The organism is Pseudomonas sp. HS6, from assembly GCF_023375815.1.
Lineage (GTDB): Bacteria > Pseudomonadota > Gammaproteobacteria > Pseudomonadales > Pseudomonadaceae > Aquipseudomonas.
Genome location: NZ_CP067412.1, coordinates 2,286,068 through 2,302,738, shown reverse-complemented (window position 1 = coordinate 2,302,738; position 16,671 = coordinate 2,286,068). Strand labels below are relative to the sequence as shown.

Here is a 16,671-nt window from a genome sequence, read left to right as displayed (position 1 = left end):
TATGTCGAGCAAGAAAAAGTCGCTGGAGATCGAAACCCTGCGCGGCCTCGCGTGCCTGTTGCTGGTGCTCTATCACGTGATCGGTCCGTTGGGCGGCGGTTTGAAGATCGACATCGGCTCGCCGTTCCGGGTGATCGCCGATTCCATGGTGTACGTGCGCATGCCGCTGTTCACCTTTATCTCGGGCTACATCTATTCCATCTACAAGATTCGCGGCAATGACTTTTCGGCGTTCTTCAGCGGCAAGGTGCGGCGGTTGATCGTGCCGCTGTTTTGCGTCGGCGTGCCGTTTTCCGTGTTGCAGGCAGTCGGGCCGGGCGTGAACAAGGATGTCGGCGTAGTCGATGCTTTGTTGTCGTTTTTTGTGCCGATCAACCACTTCTGGTTCTTGCAGGCGGTGTTCATCATCTTCATGTTTGTCGGCCTGCTGGAATGGCGTGGTTTGCTGCGCTCGGCGACGCGTCTCTACCTGCTGTTCGCGTTTTCCGCCGTGGTGTTTCTGCTGCCGCCGTTCAAGTTCGATGCGTTCGGCATCAATGGCGCGACCTATCTGTTGCCGTTCTTTGTGGCGGGGATGATTGGCCAGGAAAATGTCAGCACGCTGAAGCAGCGATTCAAAGTGCTTGGCCCGTTGGTGTTTGTGCTGATTTCCCTGACGCTGTTGTACATCGCAGCGCTGGATCGCGAATTGATCATCGATCGCCGCAGCCTGATCGGCCTGACGGTGGGCTGCGTGTCCTGCTTCGCGCTGCTGTCGAGTGACATGCGCTCGAAGGCGTTGACCTGGCTCGGTGGTTACTCTTACGCGATTTTCCTGTTTCATGTGTTGTTCGCCGCGACATCGCGCTCGATCCTCGGACGCCTGGGCATCAAGGACGAAAGCGTTCTGGTGTTCTGCGGCGTGGCTTGCGGGTTGCTTGGACCGGTGTTGCTCTCGACCATTTTCAGTCGGTTCAACTTCACTTCGGTGTTGTTTCTGGGCGAGCGTGCGGCGGCGAAAAAACCGGCGGGGAACGTCTCCCCGGCGCAAGTCTCGGCTAAAGGAAGTGCTTGATGGTTGCAGTGGATGACGCAGCGCCGGTCGCGGCGTCGGTGGTCGAAGTCGGCGACGCTCGCGAGCGGTTTGCCCAGTGGCGCGAAGGCAAGGCCGGGAAGGTTCTGTCGGTATCGGTGATCGGCGACAGCTACAGCGCCGGGCAGGATTTCTATCTGAACAAACTGGTGCAGCGGCTGGTCGGGGAGGTCGGTTTTGCCGGCCCCGGTTATGTCGGTTTCAACCATGGCGCGGCGCTGGGCGGCAGCCATTTCAAATACACCCGCAGCAGCGAGAAATACTTCGGCGGCGACTGGCAGGTGTCGAGCCTCGGTCAGGCCAGCCCCGACAGCCGCACCGTGACCGGAAGTCCCGGTGCATGGCTGCAAGTAGATGCCCATCCTAGCGAAACGATAAACACCGCTGTCACCCAGGCAAAGTTACTTTATCTCGGCAACGGCGAACCCAATGAAATTCGCTATCGCTGGGCACCCTCGCAATCCTGGCAGCCGTTGAAACTGACCGGCGCCGGCGTTCAGGAAGTCCCGCTGTCTGGCACATCCGCCGTGACGGACTGGGCCTTCAGGCTGGAAGTGGTGAAGGGCGCGCCCACGCTGTTCGGTCTGTGGATGAGCAACGATCAGGCCGGTTTGCGGGTGTCGAAACTGGCGGCGTCGGGCGCAGCCTCTGCCGATTTCTATCATGGCGACGGTCAGTGGCAGGCGCAGTGGAAAGCGGTGGTGTCGAAGATTCCGGCTGACGTGTACCTGATCATGCTCGGCGGCAACGATCAGGGTTTCGGGGTGAAACCCGAACAGTACCTGAAGAATGTTCAAGGGCTGGTCGGGATGATCCGCGAGATTCAGCCGTCAGCGAGCGTCAACCTGATCATGCGCCAGGACACCACGCGCTCCAGTGCCTATCCGATGTCAGCGTACGCGCAGGTGCTTGAGCCTTGGGCTCGCGAGCAGCATCTGGGGTACGCCAATCTGCAATGCGCGTTCGGTACGGACGTCAAACGTTACGCGGCGGCGATGATCGGCCCGGACAAGATACATCCGGTGCCGGCCACGGGCGGGAAGGTGATTGCCGATTACTTCTATCGGATGATCGTCGGCGGCAACCACGGGGCTTCCTGCGGCGCCGCCTCGGAATAAGGGCTCAGCCCTTGTCGAAGTTGTCGACGTGACCCAGAAGCTCTGCGGTCTTTTGCGGCATCAACTGCGTCACGCAGCGGGTTTCCACATTGATGATGATTGCCGGGTCGTTGCAGCAGATGCGCACCCGGAATCGCCAGTCGCTGAAAATCACTTTCAGGCCGTCGCGGTCATCGACCTCCAGCGCCTGTTCGCCGTAGATCCGTTTCAGATGGGCGAGCAGGGGATAGGGATCGCCCAGTGGCCGGCGAATGTCCCCGGACGATGGAAACATGCCGATCCGCTCCACCAGCAGGATGGTCCCGAGCCAGGATTCGTTGGCGCTGGGCAACGGCTGATGACGAGACAACCAGCTCATCACTCCGAGGTTGTCCACCTCCCGTTCAATGTCTGTCGAATGTTGTGCGATGTTCATGGTTGCCTCGTCGGATGTGCGCGGGGGCGGTTTAACGGCCCTTGAGGTAGACGTTCTCGTAGCAGAAGTTGGTCGCCTGCAGGTAACCCTCGGCGTCGCCGCAGTCAAAACGCAGGCCCTTGAATTTGTAGGCCAGCACGCAACCGTTCTGCGCCTGTTTCATCAGGGCGTCGGTGATCTGGATTTCCCCGCCCTTGCCGGGCTCGGTATCGGCGATCAGGTCGAAGATGTCGGGCGTCAGGATGTAGCGGCCGATGATCGCCAGATTGGATGGGGCGTCTTGTGGCGCAGGTTTTTCCACCATGTGATTGACCCGGTAGATACCGTCGGAAATCGCCTCGCCGGCAATCACGCCGTACTTGTGAGTCTGGTCGCGCGGGACTTCCTGGATGGCCACGATCGAGCAGCGGAATTTCTTGTAGAGCTCGATCATCTGCGTGAGCACGCCGTCACCTTCGAGGTTCAGGCACAGGTCGTCGGCCAGGACCACGGCGAAGGGTTCGTCGCCGATCAACGGGCGGCCGCTGAGAATCGCGTGGCCGAGGCCTTTCATCTCCACCTGACGGGTGTAGGAGAAGGTGCAGGTGTCGATCAGTTCGCGAGTGCCGGCCAGGAATTTCTCTTTCTCGGTGCCGCGAATCTGGTGTTCGAGTTCGTAGCTGATGTCGAAGTGGTCTTCCAGCGCGCGCTTGCCCCGTCCGGTGACGATCGCCATGTGTTGCAGGCCGGCGTCCCGTGCTTCTTCAACGGCGTATTCGATCAACGGCTTGTTGACGATCGGCAGCATCTCTTTGGGCATGGCTTTGGTGGCCGGCAAGAAACGCGTGCCGTAGCCGGCAGCGGGGAACAAACATTTACGGATCATAGAAGTTTCCTGGACATTCATGGCATACAGCCATCGGTTACATTGCAATAAGGAAAAGTTGCAAGTTGATGGAGCTGTACTTTAATACCTGAGTCAGGTTGTAAGTGACAACGTTAGCTTAGTGTAAATCGGGATAATGTTATTAGATGTCGGCTTGATAAATAACAGTTATTTTTAGTCGGTATCTGTCGATAGTGGTGAAAGTGCGAGAGTGCTAATAAGTACCGGGCAATACAGTTTGGCCTTTAAGAATATTTTTGGCCAGCGATGGAACTGTTTTTGTTTTGGATTGTTGTCGCCTTGTTTGTGTGAAGCAAGACACACATTAAACAAATGGGGCTTGACACGCTAGTTAGCATTTTTCCCACTATGGACCGCGCTATGAAGATTCTGGTAACAGGTGGCGCCGGGTATATCGGCTCGCACACCACACTCGCATTGCTTGAAGCAGGTTATGAAGTTGTCGTTCTGGATAATCTTTGCAACAGCAGCGATGCGGCACTGCATGCAGTGGAAGGCATTTGCGGCAGAAGTGCAGTGATGGTTCGCGGCGATGTGTGCGACCGGGCGTTGCTGGACCGGATATTCCAGCAGCATTCGATTGATGCCGTCCTGCATTTTGCCGGGCTTAAAGCGGTCGGCGAGAGCGTGCGCAAGCCGCTCGAATATTACGAAACCAACGTCAGCGGCAGCATCACGCTGTGTCAGGCGATGGCGGCGGCAGGGGTCTTCCGGCTGGTGTTCAGCTCCTCGGCCACGGTCTACGGCGAGCCTGAGCAGATGCCGATCCGCGAGGATTTCCCCACCGGCATCCCGACCAATCCTTACGGCCAATCCAAGCTGATCGTCGAAAACGTCCTGCGCGACCTGAGCCAGGCCGAGCCGCGCTGGAGCATCGCGCTGCTGCGTTACTTCAATCCGATCGGCGCCCATGACAGCGGCCACATGGGCGAAGACCCGACCGGCATCCCCAATAACCTGCTGCCTTACATCAGCCAGGTCGCGGTCGGCAGCCTGCAGGAGCTGTCGATCTTCGGCGACGACTACCCCACTGCAGACGGCACCGGCGTGCGCGATTACATCCACGTCGTCGACCTGGCGGACGGTCACCTGAAGGCCTTGCAGGCCATCGACGGGCGCACCGGCATTCATACATGGAACCTCGGCACCGGTGACGGTTACAGCGTGATGCAAGTGCTGCGAGCCTTCGAACAGGCGTGCGGGAAACCGGTGCCATTTCGAGTGATGCCACGGCGCTCGGGCGACATTGCCGAGAGTTGGGCCGACGCTTCCAAGGCGGAAAAGGAACTGGGCTGGAAAGCCACACGCAACTTGCAGGACATGGTTACCGACACTTGGCGCTGGCAGTCGAATCATCCCAAGGGTTACCTGGAATGATGGCCATTTAGTCCAATGTTATTTTCGGTCAGGTTGTTAGATATCGTCGGAAAATTACACTGGTAATGCCTTTTGCAAGCCCGTAGATATAACCTGCCGTTCGACTTTATCAGTTGAGTCTGACTGTGAAAGAACAGCGGATCTTGTTCGCGCTTTTTGCGACTTGAACTCTACCACCTCTAACGAAACACCCGATGTAACGGTGCAATGTTAGAAAGGAGTTGATATGAAAAAAGTGATGGCGATTGCCTTGTTGACGATGTTGAGCAACTGGGCATCCGCAGCTGAAGCGCCGCTTACAGCGGTAACCAATGTATCGGGGAGTGTCGCGGCTTCAACAGCGCCTGCCGCCAGTACTGCAATGGTTGCCAGTGCCGTAGCGGCGTCCAACAGTGGTGGAAGTGCCAACGGCGGTACAACGGGTACCACCGGTACCACGGGTACAACCGGCACGCACAACTAACTAAAGTAACTGTTGGTGCAGTACAAGGTCGCCCGACGAAAGTCGGGTGACTTTGTTTTGGATTCGCCCTTGAATAGCGTAGTGCCATTATGACTCGTAGTTTTTCTCTTTTAATGCTGGCAAGTCTCGCTCTGCAAGGTTGCATGTTTTCCCCCGGTCAACACCTGAGCACCTTTGGCATCACCCGCCAGGGCGCCAGTGAAAGCAGCCGGGTCGAGTTGATTCCGATCACGCCCAAGCTGATCTCCATGAACCGGGCCACGCAGAAGCGTGAGTCGGTGCCGCCGGAATTGTTGGCGACGCCTGCCGAATACCGCATCGGCAACAACGACGTGCTGTACATCACGGTCTGGGATCACCCCGAGCTGACCGCGCCGTCGGGCGCGCAACAGCAGATCGACGCCAACGGCCGTCTGGTGCGCTCCGACGGCACGCTGTATTACCCGTACATCAAGGAAGTCCAGGCCGCCGGCCGGACCATCCAGCAACTGCGCGACGACATCGAACAACGGTTGTCGGCGTTCATCGCCGAGCCGCAAGTGGATGTTGCCGTGCTGCGCTTCGCCAGTCAGAAGGTCGTGGTCACCGGCGCCGTCGCCAAGGCTGGCCCGCAAGCGATTTCCACCAACCCGCTGAGCGTGGTCGAAGCCCTCGGTTCGGCGGGCATCGACACCAACAATGCCGACTTGTCCGGGCTGTTGCTGACGCGCAACGGGCGGGTCTATCCGCTGAATCTGGATACCCTCAATCAACAGGATTCCGAGTTGCAGAACGTCTACCTCCAGGGCGGCGACAAACTGTACCTGCCGTACAACGACAACAAGCGCATCTACGTGATGGGCGAGGTCAACCAGCCGCGTGCCCTGAGCTTCAAGACTGCAACCATGAACCTGTCCGACGTGCTCGGATCGGTCGGCGGCCTGAGCCAGACCACCTCCAACGGCAACGCCGTGTACGTGATTCGTGGCGTGGAAAACCTCGATGTCGAGCCGGCAAAAATCTATCAACTGGAAGCCGAATCACCCACCGCCATGGTCCTCGCCACGCACTTCGAAGTGCGCCCGCAGGACGTCGTTTATGTAGGGCCTGCCAACGTGACTCGCTGGAACCGTCTGATCAGCCAGTTGGTGCCGTCGGCATCGATTGTCGGAACGGGTGCTTCCGCTGCGAAGAACTGGAGCGAATTCACCAACAACAGCAAATAAGGCCCGACTGTGAAAACGTTGAATGTTGGCGTCTGCCTGATGGCGGCCTTGTTGCTGTGTGGCTGCAACCCGTTGATGGTCGCGTCGGTGACCAACCTCAAGTCGGCGGTGGTCGGCCCGGATGATATCGACGTGACGCCGGCCCAGGTGGCCGAGGTCAATTATCCGCAACTCAAACTCACCACGCCGTCCGGTTCCGGTGTGCTGGCGCTGGTGCGCAAGCGCGATGACCTGCAGTTCTGGGTCGCCTCGGGCAAGCAGGTCCTGCTGCTGCGCGACGGTCTCGTCGTGCGCACTATTGGCCTGGGCGCGGAAGGTGATCTGGACGGCACGCGGCTGTCCGATGCGTCGCCGTTCAAGCGCGGTCTGCACAACGTTGCCGATGGCGACACCAGTCAGCGCTGGATCGACCTCTACAAGGGCCAGGAAGTCGGGCTGATCGTCAACAGCCGCTTCACCCGAAAATCCACGGAAACCCTGAAGATTCTCAACAAGGAATACGCCGTGCTGCGTGTCGATGAGCGTATCGACGTCCCGGCCATCGGACTGCGGGCGACCAATCGTTACTGGGTCGATCCGGTTGACGGTTTCATTGTGCAGAGTGAGCAGCAACTGACCTCGCAACTGCGAGTGAAAGTCGTGCAGTTGACCCCTGATCGCAGGCATCTGCCATGAAGCGCTTGAGGGTTCTGTCGGCGTGTTTGATGTTGCTCGCCGGCGCAAGCCAGGCAGCGGTGACCGTCAGCGGCGACGTTGCCAACCCGGGGCCGGTCGAGTTGCCGGCGGGTGGACGCTTGACCGATGTGATCAGCGTCGCCGTACCGAATGCCGAAGGTTATTGGCTGGCGGGCGAGTTGCTGCGCCAATCCCTGCTGGAGCAGCAGACTCGGCTCAAGATCGGCGTGCTGTTTGACCTGGACGTATTGCAACGCATGGCCGATTTGTTCGATCGACCGAGCCGCAAAGCCCTGGCGGTGCGCATGGCCGAGGACGTGCGGCAGATGCCGGTCACCGGGCGCCAGATCGCGGACCTGGACCCGGTGGCGCTGGAAGTCGGCTTCGCCCGCAACATCCGTCTGGACGATGGCGATCGCCTGATCTACCCGCAGCGGGTCGATGAAGTGCAAGTGCTCGGCGCCGTTGCCGGGACCTGTCGGCTGCCTTATCAGCCGTTGCTCGAGGCCCGTGAATACCTCAGCAGTTGCGTGCTGCTGGAAGACGACGCCGACGCCGATTACCTGTGGCTGATCCAGCCCAACGGCGTTTCGCGGCGCGTCGGCATTGCCCACTGGAATCGTGAGAGCGGGCAGTTCCCCGTCGCCGGCAGCAAGATTCTGGTGCCGTTGAAAAACGATGATCTTGACCCGCCTATCCCTGAACTGAATCAGCAGTTGGCCGAATTTATTGCCACGCAGTTGGCTGAGGTGGTTCGTTGAATTTGCGTTTTGCAGCTGTGTTGTTATTGCCGTGCGGCCTGGCCCATGCCGAGCCGCGTATTACCCAGGGCGATTTTGGTGGCACCGGTCTGTTGCAGACGCCCACCGCGCGGATGGCTCCGGCCGGCGAGTTGAGCGTCAATGCCAACCGCACCGAGCCTTACAGCCGCTACAGCGTTTCGTTGCAGCCGCTGGACTGGCTTGAAGGCTCGTTTCGCTACACCGCCATCACCAACCGCCCGTACGGCCCGGAATCCATGAGCGGCAACCAGAGCTATAAGGACAAGGCGGTCGACGTCAAAGTCCGGCTCTGGGAAGAAACCCATTGGGCGCCCGACGTCTCTCTGGGCTTTCGAGACGTCGGCGGTACGGGTTTGTTCGCCAGTGAGTTTCTGGTGGCTAACAAGCGTTACGACAACCTGGATTTCAGTGCCGGCATTGCCTGGGGTTACATCGGCAATCGCGGCGACATCGACAACCCGCTGGGCTATCTCGACGATCGCTTCAAGACCCGCCCGGCCATGGAGGGCACCGGCGACGTCAACGCCGGTTCGTACTTTCGCGGCCAGCCGTCGTTCTTCGGCGGTGTGAGTTACCAGACGCCATGGGATCGCCTGAGCCTGAAACTCGAATACGAAGGCAACGACTACAAGCACGAACCGAAGGACAACGTGATCAAGCAGGACTCGCCGATCAACCTCGGCGCGCTGTTCAAAGTGACGGATTCCGTCGACGTGAGCGCGGCATGGGAGCGTGGCAACACCGCGATGTTCGGCGTCACGTTCCACACCAATTTTGCCAGCCGCAAGGCCCCGGCCAAGACCTTCGATCCACCGCCGGAACCACTGCCCGCGAAAGCACCTACCACGTCGCTGGATCAGGTCGATTGGGCCAACGTATCGCAGCGCTTGCAGCAGAATGCCGGCTATCAGGTCGAGCGCATCACGCAGCGAGATTCAGAGTTGATCGTCTACGGCGAACAGCAGCGTTATTTCCATTCGGCGAAAGCGGTGGGGCGTGCGAGCCGGATTCTGGACAACAGCGTCAACGATGACATCAACTGGTTCACCGTCGTCAACAAACGCTACGACCTGCCGCTGGAAGAAACCAGCGTGCCGCGTCAGACCTTCCGCGAAGTGATCAACAACGAGGAACCGCTGCAAACGTTGCACCGCACCACCGAGGTCAACCCGGCGATGCCGCACAACGAGAAAACCCTTTACACACAGGCGCCGCAGCATTTCAGTTACGGCGCCGGCCTGGGCTTCAAGCAGAACGTCGGCGGCCCGGATGGTTTGCTCTATCAATTCAGTGCCGACCTCGACGCCGAGTTTCGCTTCAACCGCAACACCTGGTGGAGCGGCATGCTCAGCCAGAACCTGGCGAACAACTTCGACAAGTTCAAATACGACGCACCCAGCGGCTTGCCACGAGTGCGTACGGACTTGCGCCAGTATCTGACGACCTCCGAAACCACCATGCCGTTATTTCAGGTCAGCCACGCGGAGCAATTGGACAAAGATTTGTACGGCATGGTCTACGGCGGTTATCTGGAGTCGATGTTCGCGGGCGTCGGCGGCGAGGTGCTGTTTCGTCCGACCGGGGAGCGCTGGGCGATCGGTGCGGACCTGAATTACGTGCGTCAGCGCGAATTCGATCAGGGTTTTGGCCTGCGTGATTATTCAGTGCTGACCGGTCATATCACTGGCTACACCGACTTGCCTTACGAAACACTCGCCGCGGTCAGCGTCGGGCGCTATCTGGCGGGCGACTTTGGCGGCACGCTGGATATCTCGCGAGAGTTTTCCAACGGTGTGCGCTTCGGTGCCTGGGCGACCATCACCACCGCCGGCAGTACGGAATACGGCGAAGGTAGCTTCGACAAGGGCATTTACCTGTCCATTCCGTTCGACGAGATGATGAGCATGTCGACCATGCGTCGGGCCAACCTGGTCTGGGCACCACTGACCCGTGACGGTGGTGCGAGGCTCAGTCGCAGCTTCCAGCTGCACTCGATGACCGATAGCCGTGAGGACGACATGTTCTATCGCAACTTCGGGAAGATTACCGAGTAAGTCCGGGAGACCGGGAAGCCAAAATGGGAGCCCTTCGGCTCCCGTTTTTGTTTGTGGTGGATGTCTTTTTGGAGCTTTCACCGCAGTTGAGGGAGCGGGGGGCGGCGAGCTCAAGTCCAGTGTTGAATGACCCGGCGCTATCGCTGGCAAGCCAGCTCCCACAGTGATTGTGGTCGGATCGGGATTTGTGTTTCACCACAAGCCCCTGTGGGAGCTGGCTTGCCAGCGATAACGTCAGTTCAATCGACATCTCTTCAACTGGCCCACCGCGATCGCAAGTCTCCCGCAACTCCCCAAATCCCGCCCACAAAAAAGGGGACTTTCGTCCCCTTGCGGTGTTGCTTCCTGAAGCGCTGCGTCTTAGTAAATATCCTTCGACAACAGGGTAAACGGCGTCTTCACCAGGATCTTCACATCCAGCCACAGCGACCAGTTATTGATGTACTTGAGGTCGATCTCGACACGCTTCTCCATCTTGTCGAGGGTATCGGTCTCGCCACGGCAGCCGCTGATTTGAGCCAGCCCAGTGATGCCCGGTTTGATTCGGTGGCGCGCCATGTAGGCGAGGATTTTCCCCGAGTAGTAGTTGTTGTGCGCCACGGCGTGCGGACGCGGGCCAACCAGTGCCATGTGACCTTGCAGCACGTTGAACAGTTGCGGCAGCTCGTCCAGCGAAGTGCGGCGGATGAAGCGTCCGACGGCGGTGATGCGCGAGTCGTTGCGGCTGGCCTGCTTGACGTCGCGGTCATCGTGCACGCGCATCGAGCGGAACTTCCAGACTTGAATCACCTTGCCGTTCCAGCCATGGCGATCCTGTTTGAAGAACACCGGGCCCGGCGAGCTGAGCTTAACCGCCAGGGAGATGAGCAGTAGCACCGGGCTCAACAGCACGATGGCCAGCAGCGCGACGCTTTTCTCCATCAGGCTCTTGCTCAGGGCGGCGGTCGGGCGGCTGGTCAGCGGGCTTTCGTTGAGATAGATCGCCGGCAGGCCGTCCACGACTTTCACCGAGTGATTGAGCAGCGTCAGGCTGTTCAGATCCGGCACCCAGACCACATCGACGTTGGCATCCAGCAGGTCGACATACATCGCTTCGATCTTCGCCGCTTCGGACAACGACAGCGTGATGTACAGGCGTCGGATGTCGTGGCGTTTGATCAGTTCCAGAAGGTTTTCCTGATCGCCGACGACGCGTGGTGCGTCCGCGTCCAGAGCGGGCAGATTGCCGTTGCTGACCAGACCCACCAGCGGCAGGTTTTCGTGTTCGCTGAGCTTCTTCGCCAGGCCCAGGGCCAGTTCGCCAGTACCAACGATCAGGGTCTTGTGCTCGCTTTTGCGGGAACGCTGGTAGTACTTGGAGAACGCATGCAGCGGCGCATACAGCAAGGCCTGTCCGAGGAAACCGTACACCGCCCAGTCAAGGATCACCTGGCGCGAAAACAGCTCATCGGCCTTGCAGATGAACGCGATGAACGTCAGCCCGGCCATCGTCATCGACCAGCCCATGAACAGACGTCCCAGACCGGTCAGGTAGTTGTCTCGCTTTCGGTAGGCGCCGCTGAACGTATAGGCCGGAACCGACGCCAACACAGCCAGCATGGTGCACATTCGGTAATAGAACTCGACCGTTCCTGTGTGCTGCTCAGCCAATATAAATAACAGTGAAACAATAAAGCACTGTGCCAGTGCCCATTGGCCCCAGAAGGTAAGTCCCTTGAGGCCGGTGTTTCGGTTGATACGTAGAGTGAGATCCATATGCGATATCCCCAAAAGACTTCCATTCAGGTTTCGACAGTTGAAATCCGAGTTGTTAAGCAGACTTGTTTTTGTTTTGGGTGCTCATGTTCTGAGGTAACAACATCGGTATGCCGAACTGTCGTCAATCAATAGACTAAGTTATTGGGGAAGAAGCTGTCTGACGAGTTCTAACAAGATGGCAATGTGCCAATCATTTGAATTGAAGAATATCAAACGTTAGAAAAGGTCGAAGGGGGAGGGTTAATAATCCCTGTTGTGTTTGCTATCGTAGGAAGGGTGAGGAGGGAGGCATTACTGACAAAGGAGGGTTAAACCAAGCAAAGTGCTTTTTTATTTTTGTAATTGCACTTGCTTCTGTTCATTGATGTGGAAGCCGTGTTTATGCAACAACTTCCTGGATCAGGCAATAACCGCGATTGCGGACAGCGCGAAACAATCGTTCGCCGTTACTGGCACTTTTGAACTTGTCTTGAAGCCGGCTCAAGCACATCTCCAGACCGCGATATTGTTCCGGTTCCCGACCGATGCTGAGAATCAGATCGTCGCGACTGACAACGCGTTCTTCATGGTGCAGCATTTTCCTGACCAGTGTGGTTTCGAGGCCGGTGAGACTGATCTCGATATCGTCCCGGACGAGCACGCCTTGATCATTATCGAGATGCCAGGCTTCTGTGACCGGTCGGGACGTGTTATCGACGTCCGACGTTATGGCCTGGGTGTTCTGGAATGAATGAGTAGATTGTGCAGCCAGCCATTCGGACTCGAGGGTGGCCAATATTCGCTGGGTATCATGTTCAATACTGCGAGCGACGCTTTTCCTTGTGCCGCGTGGGTAAGTGAACTCCATCAGCGTGGGAGTGGAAGAGGGCGAAGCAACACCTTCAACAAACATCTGTGCCTGAGACGTACCAAACGAATTGAAACGCTCGCTGGAGAGAATGCTCTCGAGTTCGCGCTGCGACGCAGAGTTATTGGTCACGACAACAAAATATTTTCTTGGGAGGGTTGTACTGGTTTCCATGTCTCTCTCCTGAAATAACGCACCAAATTTGGCTAAAAGGTAATCGGCAGACGAGTAATAACGCGCTCGGAAATAATCGACAGGCAGGGTCTGGGCCCAATTATGGCCCGCGATAAGATCCACTTGGTCTGCTTTTAGAATAATGATTTATTGTTATGTTTAAGTGTTGCAGCGCTCATTCAATTGACAGCTTTTTATTGGATAGGTATTGCGGATAAAGCGGTGAGACGTTGGATTTTCATAGCGTTGCATCAGACGTTCCCTCGTATGCTGCAAATGATGATTTCCTGACTCAGGCGGTCGAGATCAACCCCCTCATCAGGCGGTAGCCATACCCGCGAATGCTCTGTATGGCGTTCGTACCGTACACGTCCTTGATTTTCCCACGCAAGCGGCTGATGGATTTTTCCAGCGCCCGGGGATCGTAGAAATTGCTGTTGAGCCCCATGATGCTGGCGATTTCATCATGGCTGAGGATGTGATTACTGGTCTGCGCAAACGCTTCCAGAATCTTCATTTCGGCAAAGGAAATGTCCAGTTTCTGGTTGGTATCCGACAGGCAGATACGGGTGGGGTCCAGCACCAGGTCTATATCCCTGAGCCATTCTTCACTGCTGAAGAACTCACCGAACAACTCGCCACCTTCGTCGGCAAGCGTATTGAGCTTGATACAGAAGTCGGCTCCGGCAAGATGGTATTTGATCTTGCTGTAGGCACCGCGCCCTGTAATCACCGCACAAATGATTGGCTTCAAGTTGTCGGCGCGCAGGTTTTCCACCAGCGCCAGATTGTCTTCGAGTGCCTGGGGAGTGTCGATGATGATGAAGATGGCTCGGTATGAGCCGTGATATTCATTTTGCTGATATGAACTAGTGAAGGAGTTGGCCTCTAGAGCCAGATCGGTCTGTACATGCTGCGCGATCAACGCTCTAAAATGTTCAGCCACAGCACGGGTACGGGCCAGAGTGAGAACGCCTGGCTCGTTGTTTGTCCGGTGTGGGCTGTTAGTCGCCAAGTTCCCTGTAAGCATGATGCGTTGACTCGAAAAAGTGCTGACATCGGGATGTTAAAGCACCGGTTCTCATCTGTGACTGACAATTGGTAACATTTACGCGGTTTTTAGACGTGGCTCCCGAGTTTTCTAACAATAATTAAGCTTTTCAAGCTTTTAGTTGATTTTCTCGGGGCTGTGAACTAACGAAGCGAAGGCCGTTAGATGGTGGCGATGTGCAATGGTGCCACTATTTTGTAACTATGGCGACCTGTTTTATGTCCTATGGCCACTATTGATCGTGGCTTGAGATCGGAGAATGTGAGGTGGATCACATTTTAGGTGGCGACGGTTTTTTTTGCCACCAAGAGAACAAGTTCACAGACAGACGATTATTAACATGGCTTGAGTGTGTCTTTTGATAAGACCTATTCTCCGTCACCAAATCGAGCAATGGACGTTGATCTACCAATTGTTTAATTGCAGATACCCAATGCTTGAGTGTAGTTGACCGGGCGCTCTTCGAGAGCGTTCTGACGGAGGATTAATGGATTTACTGACCTTGTTTAAGGTGTTGATTTTAGGTGCGGTAGAAGGTCTCACCGAGTTCTTGCCCATTTCCAGCACGGGCCACCAGATTATCGTTGCCGACTTGCTCGATTTTGGTGGCGAACGCGCCATGGCGTTCAACATCATTATTCAACTGGGCGCCATTCTTGCCGTCGTCTGGGAGTTTCGCCCGAAGATCTTCGAAATCGTCAAAGGCCTGCCGACCCAGCGCAACGCGCAACGATTCACGCTTAATTTGATGATCGCATTCTTCCCAGCGGTAGTCCTTGGTGTGTTATTCGCCGATGTAATCCATCATTACCTGTTTAACCCGATCACCGTTGCTGTCGCGTTGGTGGTGGGCGGCATCGTGATGTTGTGGGCCGAAAAACGGAATCATGTGGTGAGCGTCGAGCACGTCGACGACATGGCCTGGTCCGACGCGCTGAAGATCGGTTTCGTACAGTGCCTGGCGATGATTCCAGGCACCTCACGCTCCGGCTCGACCATCATCGGCGGCCTGCTGTTCGGCCTGTCGCGTAAGGCGGCCACGGAGTTCTCGTTCTTCCTGGCGATGCCGACCATGGTCGGTGCCGCTGTGTATTCAGGCTACAAGTACCGGGATCTGTTCCAGGCGGGCGACCTGCCGGTCTTCGCGCTAGGCTTCGTCACCGCGTTCGTGTTCGCGATGATCGCCGTACGCGGCTTGCTGAAGTTCATTGCGAACCACAGCTACGCCGCGTTTGCATGGTACCGGATCGCCTTCGGCTTGCTGATCCTGGCGACGTGGGTGTTTGGCTGGGTGAACTGGACGGAAGCGGCTGCCTGATTACTGACTGCTGATCAGCGCGGCGACGGCTAGGTCGTTTAACTCAGTATCTGGCGATTCCTGACGAAAACGCTGCATCGCCGAGGTGAAATACGCGGCTTGCAGCATGCCGTCGCTGGCGAGGAAATAACGTGCCGCTTCTATTTCCTCTACCGAATACACACGTTTTTTCAGTCCGGAAATGTCCGACATCCCGTCGACCGTGACCATCGTCGTCGTGAAAACCAGAAAACCAGACATCTGGGTAGATTGAAAAGGGCCATCTCCCCCCTCACCGCACCCCTTCGCGAAATCGCAGGATGCGTAGGCGTTGGCATAGAGAGTCGAGAGTAAAGCGAGGAGGGTGAAACGCTTGAATAAAACGCGGCTGAACGCGGGCATAAACAAAAGACATCCTGTCAGTACAACAAAACACCGGGCAACGCTCATTCGTTGCCCGCACGCTCAACGCATCGATCAACGACCCGCCAGCAACTCCGCCGCCTGATCCAGCAACGCCAGCGGATCCTTGGCCTTGTGAATATCCACCGACAACAACTGCCGAAACTTGCGCGCTCCTGGGAACCCGGTGCCCAGGCCCAGCACATGGCGCGTGATGTGATGCATCGCCCCGCCGGTCGCTAGATGCTCGGCAATATAAGGCCGCAACTGCGCCAACGCCTCGGCCCGGGTAATCACCGGCGCCGAACTGCCGAACAACTGCTGATCCACCTCGGCCAGCAGATACGGATTGTGATAAGCCTCACGACCCAGCATCACCCCGTCAAAGGTCTGCAAATGCTCATGGCAGGCCTCCATCGTCTTGATCCCGCCGTTCAGAATGAACTCCAGCTCCGGAAAATCCGCCTTCAACCGCGCCGCCACGTCATAACGCAGCGGCGGAATGTCCCGGTTCTCCTTCGGCGACAGCCCCTCCAGAATCGCAATCCGCGCATGCACCGTAAAACTGGTGCACCCGGCATCCCGCACCGTGCCGACGAAATCACACAGCTCCTCATAACTGTCCCGCCCATTGATCCCGATCCGATGCTTCACCGTCACCGGAATCGACACCGCATCGCGCATCGCCTTCACACAATCCGCCACCAACTGCGGATGCCCCATCAGGCACGCACCGATCATATTGTTCTGCACCCGATCACTCGGGCAGCCAACGTTCAGATTCACCTCGTCGTAACCGTGCTCTTGCGCCATACGCGCACAGGCGGCCAGGTCCAACGGAACACTACCGCCCAGCTGCAGAGCCAGCGGGTGCTCGGCTTCGTTGTGACGGAGGAAACGTTCGTGATCGCCGTTCAGCAGCGCGCCGGTGGTGACCATTTCGGTGTAGAGCAGGGCGTTTTTCGACAGCAGGCGTAGGAAGAACCGGCAGTGACGGTCAGTCCAATCCATCATCGGAGCCACACTGAAGCGGCGAGATGGCTCGGAACGGGTATGGCTAGTGTTTTTGGGCGCTTCAGGTTTTTCGAAATTCAT

At 57.3% G+C, this 16,671-nt stretch carries 16 protein-coding genes; 9 read left to right on the top strand and 7 right to left on the bottom strand.

The window, feature by feature from the left end; genetic code table 11:
- Window position 1 precedes the first annotated feature (1 nt).
- Both JJN09_RS10630 and JJN09_RS10625 read left to right on the top strand, forming a co-directional pair.
- Window positions 2–1,054 carry an acyltransferase family protein gene (locus JJN09_RS10630; RefSeq protein WP_249490084.1) on the top strand — a complete coding sequence of 351 codons (1,053 nt, stop codon included), beginning with the start codon at window positions 2–4 and terminating at the stop codon, window positions 1,052–1,054.
- Window positions 1,054–2,190 (top strand): SGNH/GDSL hydrolase family protein, encoded by a 1,137-nt coding sequence (locus tag JJN09_RS10625; protein WP_249490083.1) that lies wholly within the window; start codon window positions 1,054–1,056, stop codon window positions 2,188–2,190. The genes JJN09_RS10630 and JJN09_RS10625 overlap by 1 nt, the downstream gene beginning before the upstream one ends.
- Before the next feature lie 4 nt (window positions 2,191–2,194).
- Here the strand turns inward: JJN09_RS10625 and JJN09_RS10620 are convergent, their stop codons facing one another.
- On the bottom strand, window positions 2,195–2,605 hold the full coding sequence (locus JJN09_RS10620; RefSeq protein ID WP_249490082.1) for a mannose-1-phosphate guanylyltransferase: 411 nt from the start codon (window positions 2,603–2,605) through the stop codon (window positions 2,195–2,197).
- Window positions 2,606–2,636: 31 nt separating this feature from the next.
- Window positions 2,637–3,470, bottom strand: a complete 834-nt coding sequence (gene galU / locus JJN09_RS10615) for a UTP--glucose-1-phosphate uridylyltransferase GalU (protein ID WP_085686770.1) — start codon at window positions 3,468–3,470, stop codon at window positions 2,637–2,639.
- Between the two features lie 381 nt (window positions 3,471–3,851).
- On the opposite strand from galU, the gene galE reads away from it, so the two are divergent.
- The 6 genes from galE (at window position 3,852) to JJN09_RS10585 (ending at window position 10,047) form a co-directional block, all read left to right on the top strand.
- Window positions 3,852–4,868 (top strand): UDP-glucose 4-epimerase GalE, encoded by a 1,017-nt coding sequence (gene galE, locus JJN09_RS10610; protein ID WP_249490081.1) that lies wholly within the window; start codon window positions 3,852–3,854, stop codon window positions 4,866–4,868.
- A gap of 226 nt (window positions 4,869–5,094) precedes the next feature.
- On the top strand, window positions 5,095–5,331 hold the full coding sequence (locus JJN09_RS10605; RefSeq protein ID WP_003226528.1) for a hypothetical protein: 237 nt from the start codon (window positions 5,095–5,097) through the stop codon (window positions 5,329–5,331).
- Between the two features lie 89 nt (window positions 5,332–5,420).
- Complete coding sequence (locus tag JJN09_RS10600; protein ID WP_302852026.1) at window positions 5,421–6,536, top strand: polysaccharide export protein; 1,116 nt, start codon at window positions 5,421–5,423, stop codon at window positions 6,534–6,536.
- A gap of 9 nt (window positions 6,537–6,545) precedes the next feature.
- On the top strand, window positions 6,546–7,211 hold the full coding sequence (locus JJN09_RS10595; RefSeq protein ID WP_249490079.1) for a YjbF family lipoprotein: 666 nt from the start codon (window positions 6,546–6,548) through the stop codon (window positions 7,209–7,211).
- A complete protein-coding gene (locus JJN09_RS10590) occupies window positions 7,208–7,972 on the top strand; it encodes a capsule biosynthesis GfcC family protein (protein ID WP_249490078.1) in 765 nt (254 codons plus the stop codon). The genes JJN09_RS10595 and JJN09_RS10590 overlap by 4 nt, the downstream gene beginning before the upstream one ends.
- Window positions 7,969–10,047 carry a YjbH domain-containing protein gene (locus JJN09_RS10585; RefSeq protein WP_249490077.1) on the top strand — a complete coding sequence of 693 codons (2,079 nt, stop codon included), beginning with the start codon at window positions 7,969–7,971 and terminating at the stop codon, window positions 10,045–10,047. The genes JJN09_RS10590 and JJN09_RS10585 overlap by 4 nt, the downstream gene beginning before the upstream one ends.
- Window positions 10,048–10,407: 360 nt before the next feature.
- On the opposite strand, the gene JJN09_RS10580 is transcribed toward JJN09_RS10585, so the two are convergent.
- The 3 genes from JJN09_RS10580 to JJN09_RS10570 form a co-directional block, all read right to left on the bottom strand.
- A complete protein-coding gene (locus JJN09_RS10580) occupies window positions 10,408–11,802 on the bottom strand; it encodes an undecaprenyl-phosphate glucose phosphotransferase (RefSeq protein ID WP_249490076.1) in 1,395 nt (464 codons plus the stop codon).
- Between the two features lie 382 nt (window positions 11,803–12,184).
- Window positions 12,185–12,826, bottom strand: coding sequence for a helix-turn-helix domain-containing protein (locus JJN09_RS10575; RefSeq protein WP_249490075.1), 642 nt, complete (start codon window positions 12,824–12,826; stop codon window positions 12,185–12,187).
- A 292-nt stretch (window positions 12,827–13,118) separates the two neighbouring features.
- Window positions 13,119–13,859 (bottom strand): winged helix-turn-helix domain-containing protein, encoded by a 741-nt coding sequence (locus JJN09_RS10570; RefSeq protein ID WP_249490790.1) that lies wholly within the window; start codon window positions 13,857–13,859, stop codon window positions 13,119–13,121.
- Between the two features lie 505 nt (window positions 13,860–14,364).
- Between JJN09_RS10570 and JJN09_RS10565 the strand changes: the two genes are divergently transcribed.
- The gene (locus JJN09_RS10565) at window positions 14,365–15,195 is read left to right on the top strand and encodes an undecaprenyl-diphosphate phosphatase (RefSeq protein WP_249490074.1); all 831 of its coding nucleotides are present in this window, start codon (window positions 14,365–14,367) and stop codon (window positions 15,193–15,195) included.
- Here JJN09_RS10565 and JJN09_RS10560 read toward each other — a convergent pair whose 3' ends face one another.
- Together JJN09_RS10560 and dusA are read right to left on the bottom strand one after the other, a co-directional pair.
- A complete protein-coding gene (locus JJN09_RS10560; RefSeq protein ID WP_249490073.1) occupies window positions 15,196–15,576 on the bottom strand; it encodes a DUF2388 domain-containing protein in 381 nt (126 codons plus the stop codon). It lies immediately after the preceding gene.
- Window positions 15,577–15,651: 75 nt separating this feature from the next.
- Window positions 15,652–16,671, bottom strand: coding sequence for a tRNA dihydrouridine(20/20a) synthase DusA (gene dusA, locus JJN09_RS10555; protein ID WP_249490072.1), 1,020 nt, complete (start codon window positions 16,669–16,671; stop codon window positions 15,652–15,654).

What these genes read in the sequence shown, in the direction of transcription:
- JJN09_RS10630 (WP_249490084.1), top strand. Translation starts at nt 2, where the DNA reads ATGTCGAGCAAGAAAAAGTCGCTGGAGATCGAAACCCTGCGCGGCCTC.
- JJN09_RS10625 (WP_249490083.1), top strand. Translation starts at nt 1,054, where the DNA reads ATGGTTGCAGTGGATGACGCAGCGCCGGTCGCGGCGTCGGTGGTCGAA.
- JJN09_RS10620 (WP_249490082.1), bottom strand. Translation starts at nt 2,605, where the DNA reads ATGAACATCGCACAACATTCGACAGACATTGAACGGGAGGTGGACAAC.
- galU (WP_085686770.1), bottom strand. Translation starts at nt 3,470, where the DNA reads ATGATCCGTAAATGTTTGTTCCCCGCTGCCGGCTACGGCACGCGTTTC.
- galE (WP_249490081.1), top strand. Translation starts at nt 3,852, where the DNA reads ATGAAGATTCTGGTAACAGGTGGCGCCGGGTATATCGGCTCGCACACC.
- JJN09_RS10605 (WP_003226528.1), top strand. Translation starts at nt 5,095, where the DNA reads ATGAAAAAAGTGATGGCGATTGCCTTGTTGACGATGTTGAGCAACTGG.
- JJN09_RS10600 (WP_302852026.1), top strand. Translation starts at nt 5,421, where the DNA reads ATGACTCGTAGTTTTTCTCTTTTAATGCTGGCAAGTCTCGCTCTGCAA.
- JJN09_RS10590 (WP_249490078.1), top strand. Translation starts at nt 7,208, where the DNA reads ATGAAGCGCTTGAGGGTTCTGTCGGCGTGTTTGATGTTGCTCGCCGGC.
- JJN09_RS10580 (WP_249490076.1), bottom strand. Translation starts at nt 11,802, where the DNA reads ATGGATCTCACTCTACGTATCAACCGAAACACCGGCCTCAAGGGACTT.
- JJN09_RS10575 (WP_249490075.1), bottom strand. Translation starts at nt 12,826, where the DNA reads ATGGAAACCAGTACAACCCTCCCAAGAAAATATTTTGTTGTCGTGACC.
- JJN09_RS10565 (WP_249490074.1), top strand. Translation starts at nt 14,365, where the DNA reads ATGGATTTACTGACCTTGTTTAAGGTGTTGATTTTAGGTGCGGTAGAA.
- JJN09_RS10560 (WP_249490073.1), bottom strand. Translation starts at nt 15,576, where the DNA reads ATGCCCGCGTTCAGCCGCGTTTTATTCAAGCGTTTCACCCTCCTCGCT.
- dusA (WP_249490072.1), bottom strand. Translation starts at nt 16,671, where the DNA reads ATGAATTTCGAAAAACCTGAAGCGCCCAAAAACACTAGCCATACCCGT.